This window comes from Streptomyces sp. NPDC052101, assembly GCF_040680235.1.
Classification (GTDB): Bacteria; Actinomycetota; Actinomycetes; order Streptomycetales; family Streptomycetaceae; genus Streptomyces.
In genome coordinates this window covers 68314-80321 of the sequence record NZ_JBFAWH010000031.1, presented here as the reverse complement: position 1 = coordinate 80321, position 12008 = coordinate 68314, and the positions used below count along the sequence as shown (strand labels likewise).

Sequence of the window (12008 nt, the reverse complement as noted above, 5' to 3'; positions counted from 1 at the left end):
CAGGGGTAACCGCCACCCCCACCGCCACCGCCCCCGCCACGGCCGCGGCCGCGGCCGCGGCCGCGGCCGGCGGGCCGGTTAGGGGACCGCCCGTCGCGCTGTCCGTGTCCTGTCGCGCGGTTGCCGTGGCGCCCGCCCGCCCAAGTTGGCGGTGCATGGAGGAGGGGTTTCACCCGGACGGCGGAGCGGGCAGGATGAGGCGGCCATGACATGCCCATGCGGCGCTGAACCGAAGGGAACCGTCTCGTGCTCCGTAAGCCAAGCGCGCTGCTCGCCGCCTCCGCCCTGCTCCTCCTCGGCACCGCGGTGCAGGCCGCGGCCGACCCCGCGCCCTCTGCCGCGCCGTCGGCCGCCTGCACCTACACGCCGGCCGTTCCCGCAGACAACTTCAAGGGGATACCGGTCTTCGACCCGGTGAAGGCCGCCAAGCCGTACAGCGCGACACTGCGCACCGGCCAGGGTGCGATCACCTTCCGGGCACTGACCGACAAGGCTCCTTGCACCACGTACTCCTTCAAGTTCCTCGCCCAGCGCGACTACTTCGACCGCTCGCACTGCCACAGGCTCACCACCGCGCGCATCTACGTGCTCCAGTGCGGCGACCCGACCGGCACCGGGAGCGGCGGGCCCGGTTACTCCTTCCCCGACGAGAACTTGACCGGGGCGACCTATCCTGCCGGGACGGTGGCGATGGCCAACGCTGGGCCCAACACCAACGGAAGCCAGTTCTTCTTCGTCTGGAAGGACACCAAGCTCTCGCCCGCCTACACGCCGTTCGGCAAAGTCACCGCGGGCCTCGACGTGCTCCAGAAGATCGCGGTGGGCGGCGAGGACGACCAGAACGGGCCGGGAGACGGCTTTCCGACGCTGCCGGTGAACATCAAGCGCGTACAAATCAAGAGCAGGTAGTACGGTCCTGCCCCGGCCCAGGCGGGTGCGGCCCTCTTGCGGGTCCTCTTGCGTGCCGGGGCGAGGAGAGCAGCCAGCCATCGGCGTCGGTGGGCTGGGAAGGTGGTGACATCGCCTCGTACTCGGTGGCCGGCGCTGTTGGAGGCGACCGTGATGCTGCTCCGGCTTGTCCTCTCGGTGAGGGCGCGAGGGGGTGACGGTCGGGGAGAGGGGGTGAGGGCTTGTCGTTGATGTCGGCCCCTGCCCGTACGTCGGTCTACTGGCTCCGGCCGATGAAGGTGTGCAGTCGGGTGCGGGGATCGACGGGGTGGAACGAGAACTTGTTGAACTGTTCACCCGAGCGGATGCCGGAGAGCAGCATGTCGCGCATCTGCGAGATCGCCTCACTCCTCGCCGCGGCGACGCGACCGTGCCCCTCCTCGGAGTCGTCGGCATCCGCCAGTGCCTGAGCCAACTGTTGCTCCCAGGCCCAGACGCGGCGCCAGACATACATCTCACCCTGCGCGGACCCGGGGTACTGCAGGCCGACCAGCTCCCAACCTTGGTTCTTGGACAGGGGAGAGTCGGCGCGGACCCAGCTCACAGCGACTTCAGCTGCTCGCTGAGCCAGTTCCTCGTCGGTCATCTGCGAGGCGGGAAGGCTGGATTCGGAGCGCGTGGTGTTCATGACCCGAGATTATCGTCGTTACGACGATAAGGCAACGTGACGGCCTGGAGCCCCCTATGCTGCTCCGGTGATCAAGCCGATAGAACTGGTGATATTCGACTGCGACGGGGTCTTGGTCGACAGTGAGTGCATTGCTGTCCGGGTCCAGGTGGCCCTCGGTGCAGAGTTGGGCTGGCCGCTCAGCGAGGACGAGGTGGTGGCCCGGTTCATCGGGCGTTCGCACGCCGCCATCCGCGAGCAGGTCGCCGAACGGCTCGGTCAGGAAACGGCCGCGGTCTGGGCGGAGCGGTTCGAGCAACTGCACCATGAGGCCGTGGACGCCGGACTGGCTCCCGTCGAGGGGCTGCTCGAAGCGCTTGACAAGATCACGCTGCCGACCTGCGTCGCCTCAAGCGGCTCGCACGAGAAGATGCGCCACACCCTGGGCCGCACTGGCCTGTACGAGCGTTTCGAGGGGCGTATCCACAGCTCCACGGAAGTGGCGCACGGCAAGCCGGCTCCCGACTTGTTCCTGTACGCCGCCGAGCGGATGGGTGTCTCTCCGCAAGCGTGTGTGGTGGTCGAGGACAGCCGCCCCGGCGTCCAGGCCGCCCGAGCCGCCGGCATGCGAGCCCTCGGCTACGCGGGCGGGCTCACGCCCGCCGAACACCTGGAAGGTGCTGACACCGTCGTCTTCCACGACATGCGCAAGCTTCCCGTCCTGCTGCGCGAGATGTGACAAGGGCCCTGCCCGGCTGCCTCACCGGACGGGTTTTTCGAGGAGGGTGAAGGACTTGGTCGTGCCGTCCGGTTGCGTCCAGCCCCGGCCGCGCGCTGCTCGGCCGGCCCGCAGAAGCCGCCGTCCCGTTCCCGGCTGGGCTGTGGCGCGGTCCACCACCAAGCGATGCACATAGCCGGCCGTCGGGGGCTGCGGGCCCCAGGCGTCCGGATCATCCCACCACAGCTCCCGGGCCCCGACCGTGCGTCCGTGGTCTTCTGCTATCCAGACCTCTCCTTCCTTCATGACCCGGCGGAATTGGTCTTCGTCGAGTTCCCCCGGCTGCCACTGGCCGGTGGTGCCGCGGGAGTTCATCCAGCGGGCGGCGTGCCGCCTCGTCCCGCAGGCGTACGAGGGTGGAGAGGCCTTGATCGACAGCTGGGCGAAATCGTAGATCGTTCACTCGCCGATCCTCACAGATCTGCCACGTGGACGGGGCAGCGGACGTCGTCCGTGAAGAGCACCCCGTCCCGCCTGCCCGACACCAGGTCGTGCCGTCGCCTTTGCTGCTCCGTGGGGAGTGACAGGATCGGGTAGACGCGACTCGTCGTAGCTGATGCTGGTCCCGGAGAACACCGCGTCACTCGACACATGGACCAGCCGGCAGCCGTACCGCGCAGCGGCCAACGCGAGTCGGCCGGGCCCCTGTGCCGTCACCGCCCAGTCAGCCCCGCCGCTCGTCGTGTTGATGATGACGCGCGGTTCCGTCTGTGCCACGACGGCCTCCACACGCTGCTGATCCCTCATATCGAGGGAGTGCCAGGCGGCGCGCGCTGTGCTGCGCCACTCCGTCCACGTATCGAATCCAGGTTCCCCCGGCGGCTGGCAGCTCGTGGACGGCCGGGGAAGTCACGCCAGGTCGACGCCCAGCTCGGTGTCCGGACGGCAGAAGGTGTACGCAGTAATGGTTGGGTCGGTGAGGGCAGCCCCCGCCTCGTCAGCTCTGATCGGTGTGGTGTTCCCTCGATCACGGTGCAGTCGGCCAGGGGGATGGAGGCGGGATCCGAGCCGTGTGTGGAGCGCTTCTGCTGCACGACGTGCCCGGTCCTCGCGGACGGAGGAGCGAACGCCGGCAGCGGCCCTGCGCCCTACGGCCGAACGGATAGCCCGAGCCCTCCTGTATGTCTGGGAGAAACTGGGCGACGACCCGGGGCAGCACGCTCGATTCGTCACCACCGCCCGAACCGTCCTCGAACAGATGGGGGGGACGGTCCGTGGCCGGCGCCAGGTGAGTCTGGAATCGCCGACATACCGGAAGGCGGGTGTGACGGTGGGAAGCCACTCCGAGCCGCCGAGACGGGCTCACGCGATGAACACCGGTGAGCAGATGGGAGGGACAAGGGGCGCTCGCGTCCGGCGCCGCTGCCCCGCGAACGCTCTCGGCGGGGCACCGGGAACGGTCGCCCGCGAATGGGGTTTTGCTACAGACCGTGAGATCTGTTGGTCGCTACGCCCCCTTCCGGGTGGTGCGTCGTGCCCTCGCATGCTGTCCCAATCAGCACCCTCGATTTACGGTGCTGGTTCCGTGCCGACCTCGGTGACCGGAATCGCGGATACCCGCAGGTCCTAGCTCCGATCGAATGAGTTGTCGTACCACTCGATGGTGGTGCCTATGAGGCTGGCGGCGACGATGCGGGGCAGGTTGGACGGGGCTGGTGGAGCGGTCGCGGGGGAGGACATGGGCACCACTTCCTGGCGTTCGAGGGGGACGTATGCGTGTCGCCGCACCGTAGGAACGTGCAGGTCAGGGGCGTATGTTTTGGGACAACATAGTTCTGGGCGCCGGAGTGCGCGCCGCGGACGGTGGAATGAGCCTGGCGCGTTTCGAGGGGGACATGTGTGCTCACGCCGGGGGCACGGGTGGCTTCGCCTGACGCCGTACACCGGTCTGCTGGAGGTTCGGGAGAAGCAGGCTCGGGAAGAGGCGGTGTGGCTCCGTAGACTGCGCGTGTGGCTGAGCAGAGGATGAGTGGCGCGAAGACCGGTGGCGATGCGGAGCGGCCGGCACTCCCGGCGACCAGCTGGGCGGTGCTCGGACTGCTCTCCTTCGGCGAGGAGCTGTCCGGTTACGACCTGAAGAAGTGGGCGGACTGGTCGCTGAGCTTCTTCTACTGGAGCCCGTCGTTCAGCCAGATCTACGGCGAACTCAAACGCCTGGAGAACGCCGGTTACGTGACCTCGCGGATGGTCGCGCAGGAGACCGGCAACCGCGACAAGAAGGTCTACCGCATCACCGACGAGGGCATGATGGCGGTCCGCACCTGGGCGCGCGAGGCACCGGTGGAACCGCCGGTGCTCAAGCACGGCGTGATGCTGCGACTGTGGCTCGGCCATCTGCTCGAGCCGGAGCAGATGCAGGAAGTGCTCACCCGGCACCGGCAGTACGCCGAGACCATGCGGCGGCGTGCCGAGGCCGACGCGGAGGGCGGGCGAGCCGAGGAGGCGTGGGCCTACCCCGTGCTCACCCTGAAGTGGGCCGAGCGGTACTACGCCTCGGAGCGGGACCTGGCCGACGCGATGCTGGCCGACCTGGAGGAGCTGGAGCGCAGGCGCCCGTAGGTCCGGCGGAAGTACAGCAGCGGGTCGGCCTCCCCGGGCCGGGCCGCGGACGCCAGCGTGGTGACCCGGCCCAGGGCGATCACATGGTCGCCGCCGGGGAAGGTCCCCGCCAGATCGCACTCGATCGTCGCGAGCGCCCCGTCGAGCAGCGGGGCGCCGTTGACGCCGGGGCGCCAGTCGACTCCGGTGAACTTGTCCCCGCCGGTGACGGCGAACTGCCGGCACAACTCCTGTTGGTCCGCCGAGAGGATGTTGACGGCGAAGCGCCCGGCCGCGCGGATCTTCGGCCAGGTGGACGATGTCTGCGCCGGGCAGAAGCAGATCAGCGGTGGGTTCAGCGACACCGACGAGAACGACTGGACGGCCATGCCGGCCGGACGCCCGTCGGGCTGAGTCGCGGTGATCACCGCGACCCCGGTGCAGAAGCTGCTCAGCACCTCCTTCATCGCCGCGTCGTCGATCTGCGCGGTGCGCGGGGGAACAGTTTCGGGGGTGAGGGTGGACATGCTGTCCTCCGTTGCTTCATATCCCTAGTAGGAATATTTCTAATCGGAATATATATCTAGATTGGATGCCTGCCGCGCTCGCGCGTCAAGAGCCCCCTGGGGTCAGCCCGTGGCAAGCCCCAGGCCGGCGGCGAGCCGGCCGCGGTGCCAGGCCGGGGCGCCGAAGAGCTGCCCGGAGCCGTGGGCGCGCTTGAAGTAGCGCTGGGCCACGTGCTCCCATGTGATGCCGATCCCGCCGTGCAGCTGGATCGTCTCGCCCGCGACCGCGGAGAACGCCTCCGAGCAGGCGGACTTGGCGGCAGCCGCGTAACGGGGCAGCTCCGGCGAGCCCTCGGCGGCGGCGAACGCCGCTCCGAGCGCCGCCGAACGCGCCGACTCCACCAGCACATACGCGTCCGCGAGCCGGTGCTTCACCGCCTGGAAGGAGCCGATGGGTCGGCCGAACTGGACACGCGCGCGGGCATAGGCGACCGTCAGCTCCAGGCAGCGCTCGGCCGCGCCGACCTGCTCGGCGGCCAGCGCCGTGCAGGCGAGGTCCAGGACGTGGTCCAGCGTTCGGCCGCCCTGCCCATCCACGCCGATCAGCCGGCCCTCGGCGGCGTCGAGGACGACCCGGGCCTGGGCCCGCGTGTCGTCCATCGGGACGGCCGCCTCGCGGCGTACGCCCGCGCCACAGGCCGGCACCTCGAAGAGCGAGACCCCGGCGGCGGTGCGGGCCACGACCAGCAGCACATCGGCCTCGGTCCCGTTCAGCACGTGCTGCTTCACCCCGGTGATCCGCCAGGTGCCGCCGGGTCCGGGCGCCGCGGCGGCCCGGATCGCCGACGCGTCCCAGGAGCCGTTCTCGGCCCAGGCCAGCGCCCCCACCGCGCGCCCCTCCGCGAGGGGCGGCAGCAGGCGGGCGCAGGCCGCACGGTCCTCACTGGCGAGCAGCGCCCGCACCGTGAGGACCGCCGAGCCGAGATACGGCACGGGGCTCAGCGCACGCCCCAACTCCTCCATGACCACGTGGACTTCGAGGGCGCCGCAGCCCGCGCCGCCGTACTCCTCCGGAACGGCGAGTCCGGCGCCGCCGATCTGCTCGGTCAGGGGGCGCCAGGCCTTCGCGCCGTCATGGCGCGCGAGCAGCGAGCGGACCGTGGTCCGCAGCTCTTCCTGTTCCTGCGTCAGCCTCACCCGGCTGCTCCTTTCCGTCGGACCGTGGAGCCCTGTGCTGCATGCCACGGTGTGCTTCTGAGGTGCGGGCCCGGGCCGTCGCCAGGACGTCATATGCGTCGCGCTCACGGGCGAGTTCGACGCGGTGAGGGCCTCGACCTCCTCCCTGAGATCCCGGCTGCGGGTCTGGGGCGGCGAGCTGGTAACCCAGGCAGGCACCGGTGCAGCGGACCCGGGTGCTGAACAGCTCGGACAGCAGCGGGCCCAGCGGCGCGTACATCGCCGACCCCACCATCTGGGAGCGACGGTGAAGGGGGGGGCTCAGGGGGCAAGGACGCGGGCGCGGCAGTCGGCGGGGGTGCCCCAGGCGTCCCGGAGGGGGCGCGCCTTGCGCATCCACAGGGAGAGGTCGAGCTCGTCGGTGTAGCCGACGGCGCCGTGGAGTTGCAGGGCGGTGCGGGCCGCCGTGTACGCCGCCTCACCCGCGGTGACCTTCGCCGCGGCGATCTCCCGGCCGGCGGCCGGGTCTTCCGCGGCCAGCGCGAGGGCCGCGGCGTGCAGCAGCGGCTGGGCGAACTCCAGGGCGAGGAGCGTGTCGGCGAGGCGGTGCTTGACCGCCTGGAAGGAGCCGATGGCGACGCCGAACTGGGTGCGCCGGCGGACGTGGTCGACCGTGTGGGCGAGGAGGGCGCGGCCCAGCCCCAGGGACTGGGCGGCGGTGGTCAGCGCGGCGACATCGGCGGCGCGTGCGGCTGCGGCGAGAACGCGGGGCCCTTGGGCGAGGACGGTTCCGCCGTGGGGTCGGGCCAGGCGGCGGGTCGGGTCGAGGGACGGCTGGATCGGGCCGTGCCCGTCGGCCAGACTCAGGGTGTCGCCGTCGACGACGAAGACGGCGTCGGCAGCGTCGGCGTCCAGGGCGTAGGGGCCGGCCGGTTCAGGGGTGCGTGGGGTTCGACGCCGTCCGCGGGTGTCGGGGGGTTGCTCGCGCGGTTCCCCGCGCCCCTTGGCGGCATCGCTCCTGCTCCGCGTGCAAAGAGAGGCGACCACCTTGCCCGCCGCGATCTGCGGGAGCCACGTTCCCGTCACGTCACCGTCGTCCAAGTGGTCGAGGAGGGCGGCCACGGCCACCGTCTCCACGACCGGGCCCGGTACCGTGTGGCGGCCCAGTTCGGTGAAGGCGAGGGCGAGTTCGAGGGGGAGGGGGCCGAGGCCGTCGTGGCGTTCGGGTACGGCGAGGGCGAAGACACCGGTCTCGGCCAGGCGGGCCCACAGGGCGCGGCCGGGCGCGGTGTCGCCGGCCGCCCAGGCCCGGGCGATCGCCGGAGTGCCGGCGCTGGTCAGCAGGCCGTCCAGCGTACGCCCGAACTCCCGCTGCTCGTCGTCGAGGAGGAACCGCATCACCGGCGTCCCTTCGGCAGGCCGAGCAGCCGCTCGGCGATGATGTCGCGCTGGATCTCGTTGGTCCCGGCGTAGATGGGACCGGCGAGGGAGAAGACGTGGCCCTCGGCCCAACTGCCGTGGGCGGGCGCCTCGTCGGCCTCTTCGGAGAGTTCGCCGTAGGGGCCGAGCAGGTCGAGGGCGGTCTCGTGGAGTGCGATGTCCAACTCGGACCAGTAGATCTTGTTGAGACTCGACTCCGGGCCGATCGATCCCCCCGCGGCGAGGCGGGAGGCGTTGGCGTAGGTGAACAGCTGGTAGGCGCGGGCGCCGATCACCGCGTCGGCCACCCGGTCGCGCAGCGCGGTGTCGGCGGGGTCGGCCCCCTCGCGCCACAAGGCGGTGAGGCGGTCGGCGGAAGCGGTGAATCGGCCGGGGCTGCGGAGCGTGAGCCCGCGCTCGTTGCCGGCGGTGCTCATCGCCACCCGCCAGCCCTGTCCGGGTTCGCCGATGACGTCCCGGTCGGGTACGAAGACGCCGTCGAGGAAGAGTTCGGCGAAGGCGGGCTTGCCGTCGAGCCGCCCGATGGGCCGTACGGTCACGCCCTTCGCGTCCAGCGGGAACATCACGTACGTCAGGCCCTGATGCGGCCTGGCGGTGCCCTGCTCGCTGCGGAACAGGCCGAAGGCGCGGTCGGCGAACGCGGCCCGTGACGACCAGGTCTTCTGGCCGTTCAGCAGCCAGCCGCCGTCGGTCCGTACGGCGGTGGAGCGCAGCGAGGCGAGGTCCGAGCCGGCCTCCGGTTCGGACCAGGCCTGGGCCCAGATCACCTCGCCGCTCGCCATGGTCGGCAGGACGCGGGCGCGCTGCTCGGCCGTGCCGTGCTCGAACAAGGTGGGGGCGAGGAGGTTGATGCCGTTCTGGCTGACGCGCCCGGGCGCGCCGGCGGCGTAGTACTCCTCCTCGAAGATCAGCCACTCGAAGGTGGTGGCCGCACGGCCACCGTACTCCTCGGGCCAGGAGACCACCGACCAGCGGTCGGCGGACAGCGTGCACTCCCACTCCCTGTGGGCCGCGAAGCCCTCGGCCGTCTCCAGGGAGGGCAGCGGGGCGTCGGGGACATGGGCGGCGAGCCAGGCGCGCGCCTCGGCACGGAAGGCGTCCTCGGCGGCGGTGAAGTCCAGGTCCATCAGGCACCGGCCTCCTTCTGGCCGGCCTCGCGCATGGCGCGGATGTCCATGCCGCCGAGGGAGTCCTCGGCGGTCTCGGCGTTGTGCGCGTGGGCGAGGTGGTGCAGGCCGAAGACCGAGTCCAGACCGGTGTGCAACCCCTGCAGGTCCTCCGCCTGGTTGACCGCGCGCTTGGTCAATGCCAGGCCCATGCGTGGCATCTCGGCGACCTGCTGCGCCAACTCCGCGGTGCGGTCCGCCAGTTCCTCGCGTGGCACCACCCGGTTGACCATGCCGACCTCGCACGCCCGCTGCGCGCTCATCCGGTCGCCGGTGTAGAGGAACTCCTTGGCGATCCGCGGCGGCATCACCCACGGGTGGGCGAAGTACTCGACTCCGGGGATGCCCATGCGCACCACCGGGTCGGCGAAGAACGCGTCGTCGGAGGCGACGATCAGGTCGCAGACCCAGGCGAGCATCAGCCCGCCCGCGACGCACGCGCCCTGCACCGAGGCGATCACCGGCTTCGGCAACTCGCGCCAGCGGCGGCACATGCCCAGATACACCTCGGACTCGCGGGCGAAGCGGCTCTCGGCGCCCGCCTTGTCCGAGTGGTCCCACCACAGCCCGGCTCTGCGGTCGAACGGCAGCTGGGCGTCCCGCTCCGGGGTGCCGATGTCGTGTCCGGCGGAGAAGTGCTTCCCCGCGCCGGCGAGGACGACGACCTTGACCTCGTCGTCGTCGGCCGCGCGGTAGAAGGCGCGGTCCAGGGCGTAGGTCATCGCCGAGTTCTGGGCGTTGCGGTAGTCGGGCCGGTTCATGGTGACGGTCGCGACCGGGCCCCGCTTCTCATAGAGCACCGGCGCCTGGGCTCCGTCGTGGGCAGCGGACATCGGCCCCTCCTTCCCTAACAAGTGTTTGGTAGGTTAACGTACGGCCATGAGCAGCGTCGAGGAGTTCCGCACCGAGATCCGCGCCTGGCTGCGGGGCAACCTGACAGGTGAGTGCGCGGACCTGCGCGGGAGCGGCGGACCCGGCCGGGAGCACGAGGCCTTCGCCGAACGCCTGGCATGGGAGCGGCACATGGCCGCCGCCGGCTGGACCTGCGTGGGCTGGCCGAAGGAGTACGGCGGCCGGGGAGCGAACCTGGAACAGCAGGTCGCCTTCCACGAGGAGTACGCGCTCGCGGACGCCCCCGCCCGCGTGAACCACATCGGTGAACAGCTCCTCGGTCCCACCCTGATCGCCTTCGGCACACCCGAGCAGCGCGAGCGGTTCCTCCCGCCGATCGTGGCCGTGGAGGAACTGTGGTGCCAGGGCTACAGCGAGCCGGACGCCGGATCCGACCTGGCGAACGTGCGCACCCGGGCCGAGCGGGACGGCGAGGACTGGGTCGTCACCGGCCAGAAGATCTGGACCTCACTGGCGCACGAGTCCGACTGGTGCTTCGTCGTCGCCCGCACCGAGCCGGGCTCCACCCGGCACCAGGGGCTGTCCTATCTGCTGGTGCCGTTGGACCAGCCCGCTGTGGAGGTCCGGCCGATCATCCAGCTGACCGGCACCTCCGAGTTCAACGAGGTGTTCTTCGAGGGGGCCCGCACCTGTGCCGGGAACATCGTGGGCGCTCCGGGCGACGGCTGGAAGGTGGCCATGGCCACCCTCGGCTTCGAGCGTGGGGTCTCCACCCTCGGCCAGCAGGTCGGCTTCCGCCGCGAGCTGGAGGCCATCATCGAGCTGGCCGAGCGCAACGGCGCGGCCGCCGACCCGCTGATCCGCGACCGGCTCGCCCGGGCCTGGGTGGGCCTGGAGACCATACGGTTCAACGCCCTGCGGATGCTGGAGGGCGTGGCGGCGGGCGCGCCGGGTCCCGAGGCGTCCATCGGGAAGATCTTCTGGGCAGCCTGGCACCGCGAGCTGGGCGAACTCGCCATGGACGTCTGCGGCGCCGACGGCATGCTCGCGGCCGGTGAGCCGTACGACCTCACCGACTTGCAGCGGCTGTTCCTCTTCTCCCGCTCCGACACCATCTACGCCGGGTCGAACGAGATCCAGCGCAACATCATCGCCGAGCGCGTCCTCGGCCTGCCGAAGGAGGCCCGCCCGTGACCACACCCACCGCGCACCCGCCGTATGTGCCGGGTCACGGACTGCTCGCCGGTCGCACCGCCGTCGTCACCGCCGCCGCGGGCGCCGGCATCGGCGGGGCGACCGCCCGGCGGCTGTTGGAGGAGGGCGCCGACGTCGTCGTATCCGACGCGCACGCCCGCCGGCTGAAGGAGTCCGAGGCCGAGCTGGCCGCCGAGTTCGGTGCGGACCGGGTGGCGTCGCTGCCCTGCGACGTCACCGACGAGACCCAGGTCGGCGCCCTGTTCGACCTCGCCGAGGAACGCCACGGCAGGCTCGACATCGTGGTGAACAACGCCGGGCTCGGCGGCACCGCGAACCTCGTCGACATGACCGACGAGCAGTGGGACAAGGTCCTCGACGTCACCCTGGGCGGCACCTTCCGCTGCACCCGGGCCGCGCTGCGCCGGATGAGGGCGGCGGGCGCCGGGGGAGTCGTCGTCAACAACGCCTCGGTGATCGGCTGGAGGGCGCAGCAGGGACAGGCGCACTACGCGGCGGCCAAGGCCGGGGTGATGGCGCTGACCCGGTGTGCCGCGCTGGAGGCCGCCGCGTACGGCGTACGGGTCAACGCCGTATCACCCAGCCTGGCCATGCATCCGCACCTGGTGAAGGTCACCACGCCCGAGCTGTTGGAGGAGTTGACCTCCCGTGAGGCCTTCGGCCGCTACGCGGAGCCGTGGGAGGTGGCCAACGTCATCGTCTTCCTGGCCAGCGGCTACTCCTCGTACCTGACCGGAGAGGTCCTCTCGGTCAGCAGCCAGCATCCCTGAGGCGAGAATGAC

General features: G+C 71.0%; 13 protein-coding genes and 1 pseudogene. 5 read left to right on the top strand and 9 right to left on the bottom strand.

Annotation, left to right across the window (positions count from 1 at the left end):
* Positions 1 to 246 precede the first annotated feature (246 nt).
* Positions 247 to 909, top strand: a complete 663-nt coding sequence (locus AB0L75_RS35955; RefSeq protein ID WP_365189828.1) for a peptidylprolyl isomerase — start codon at positions 247 to 249, stop codon at positions 907 to 909.
* A gap of 256 nt (positions 910 to 1165) precedes the next feature.
* On the opposite strand, the gene AB0L75_RS35950 is transcribed toward AB0L75_RS35955, so the two are convergent.
* Positions 1166 to 1576 carry a hypothetical protein gene (locus AB0L75_RS35950; protein ID WP_365189825.1) on the bottom strand — a complete coding sequence of 137 codons (411 nt, stop codon included), beginning with the start codon at positions 1574 to 1576 and terminating at the stop codon, positions 1166 to 1168.
* A 67-nt stretch (positions 1577 to 1643) separates the two neighbouring features.
* Between AB0L75_RS35950 and AB0L75_RS35945 the strand changes: the two genes are divergently transcribed.
* Positions 1644 to 2294: an HAD family hydrolase gene (locus AB0L75_RS35945; RefSeq protein WP_365189822.1), complete on the top strand. Its 651-nt coding sequence runs from the start codon at positions 1644 to 1646 to the stop codon at positions 2292 to 2294.
* 21 nt (positions 2295 to 2315) lie between these two features.
* Here the strand turns inward: AB0L75_RS35945 and AB0L75_RS35940 are convergent, their stop codons facing one another.
* From AB0L75_RS35940 to AB0L75_RS35930, 3 genes and pseudogenes are all read right to left on the bottom strand, one after another.
* Positions 2316 to 2648: a GNAT family N-acetyltransferase gene (locus AB0L75_RS35940; RefSeq protein ID WP_365189819.1), complete on the bottom strand. Its 333-nt coding sequence runs from the start codon at positions 2646 to 2648 to the stop codon at positions 2316 to 2318.
* A gap of 101 nt (positions 2649 to 2749) precedes the next feature.
* Positions 2750 to 3098 (bottom strand): annotated as a pseudogene (locus tag AB0L75_RS35935) (sugar nucleotide-binding protein); the annotation flags it as partial.
* A gap of 84 nt (positions 3099 to 3182) precedes the next feature.
* Entirely contained in the window at positions 3183 to 3506 is a 324-nt protein-coding gene (locus AB0L75_RS35930; RefSeq protein WP_365189838.1) for a DUF6233 domain-containing protein, read from the bottom strand.
* Between the two features lie 792 nt (positions 3507 to 4298).
* Here AB0L75_RS35930 and AB0L75_RS35925 point away from each other — a divergent pair.
* Positions 4299 to 4892 carry a PadR family transcriptional regulator gene (locus AB0L75_RS35925; protein WP_365189835.1) on the top strand — a complete coding sequence of 198 codons (594 nt, stop codon included), beginning with the start codon at positions 4299 to 4301 and terminating at the stop codon, positions 4890 to 4892.
* Here the strand turns inward: AB0L75_RS35925 and AB0L75_RS35920 are convergent.
* The 5 genes from AB0L75_RS35920 to AB0L75_RS35900 all read right to left on the bottom strand — a co-directional run bounded on the left by AB0L75_RS35920 (position 4820) and on the right by AB0L75_RS35900 (position 9992).
* Positions 4820 to 5398, bottom strand: coding sequence for a flavin reductase family protein (locus AB0L75_RS35920; protein WP_365189816.1), 579 nt, complete (start codon positions 5396 to 5398; stop codon positions 4820 to 4822). The two genes, AB0L75_RS35925 and AB0L75_RS35920, sit on opposite strands and share 73 nt — an antisense overlap.
* Before the next feature lie 102 nt (positions 5399 to 5500).
* Complete coding sequence (locus AB0L75_RS35915) at positions 5501 to 6574, bottom strand: acyl-CoA dehydrogenase family protein (protein ID WP_365189813.1); 1074 nt, start codon at positions 6572 to 6574, stop codon at positions 5501 to 5503.
* A gap of 300 nt (positions 6575 to 6874) precedes the next feature.
* Entirely contained in the window at positions 6875 to 7951 is a 1077-nt protein-coding gene (locus AB0L75_RS35910) for an acyl-CoA dehydrogenase family protein (RefSeq protein ID WP_365189810.1), read from the bottom strand.
* Positions 7951 to 9120: an acyl-CoA dehydrogenase family protein gene (locus AB0L75_RS35905; protein ID WP_365189807.1), complete on the bottom strand. Its 1170-nt coding sequence runs from the start codon at positions 9118 to 9120 to the stop codon at positions 7951 to 7953. The genes AB0L75_RS35910 and AB0L75_RS35905 overlap by 1 nt, the downstream gene beginning before the upstream one ends.
* A complete protein-coding gene (locus AB0L75_RS35900) occupies positions 9120 to 9992 on the bottom strand; it encodes an enoyl-CoA hydratase (protein WP_365189804.1) in 873 nt (290 codons plus the stop codon). The genes AB0L75_RS35905 and AB0L75_RS35900 overlap by 1 nt, the downstream gene beginning before the upstream one ends.
* Positions 9993 to 10038: 46 nt before the next feature.
* Here AB0L75_RS35900 and AB0L75_RS35895 point away from each other — a divergent pair, with 46 nt between their 5' ends.
* Both AB0L75_RS35895 and AB0L75_RS35890 read left to right on the top strand, forming a co-directional pair.
* Positions 10039 to 11205: an acyl-CoA dehydrogenase family protein gene (locus AB0L75_RS35895; RefSeq protein WP_365189801.1), complete on the top strand. Its 1167-nt coding sequence runs from the start codon at positions 10039 to 10041 to the stop codon at positions 11203 to 11205.
* Positions 11202 to 11996, top strand: a complete 795-nt coding sequence (locus tag AB0L75_RS35890; RefSeq protein WP_365189799.1) for an SDR family oxidoreductase — start codon at positions 11202 to 11204, stop codon at positions 11994 to 11996. The genes AB0L75_RS35895 and AB0L75_RS35890 overlap by 4 nt, the downstream gene beginning before the upstream one ends.
* Positions 11997 to 12008 lie beyond the last annotated feature (12 nt).

Excerpts from the sequence above, each read along its gene's own strand:
- AB0L75_RS35950 (WP_365189825.1), bottom strand. The coding sequence starts at position 1,576 with ATGAACACCACGCGCTCCGAATCCAGCCTTCCCGCCTCGCAGATGACC.
- AB0L75_RS35940 (WP_365189819.1), bottom strand. The coding sequence starts at position 2,648 with ATGAACTCCCGCGGCACCACCGGCCAGTGGCAGCCGGGGGAACTCGAC.
- AB0L75_RS35925 (WP_365189835.1), top strand. The coding sequence starts at position 4,299 with ATGAGTGGCGCGAAGACCGGTGGCGATGCGGAGCGGCCGGCACTCCCG.
- AB0L75_RS35920 (WP_365189816.1), bottom strand. The coding sequence starts at position 5,398 with ATGTCCACCCTCACCCCCGAAACTGTTCCCCCGCGCACCGCGCAGATC.
- AB0L75_RS35910 (WP_365189810.1), bottom strand. The coding sequence starts at position 7,951 with ATGCGGTTCCTCCTCGACGACGAGCAGCGGGAGTTCGGGCGTACGCTG.
- AB0L75_RS35905 (WP_365189807.1), bottom strand. The coding sequence starts at position 9,120 with ATGGACCTGGACTTCACCGCCGCCGAGGACGCCTTCCGTGCCGAGGCG.
- AB0L75_RS35900 (WP_365189804.1), bottom strand. The coding sequence starts at position 9,992 with ATGTCCGCTGCCCACGACGGAGCCCAGGCGCCGGTGCTCTATGAGAAG.
- AB0L75_RS35895 (WP_365189801.1), top strand. The coding sequence starts at position 10,039 with ATGAGCAGCGTCGAGGAGTTCCGCACCGAGATCCGCGCCTGGCTGCGG.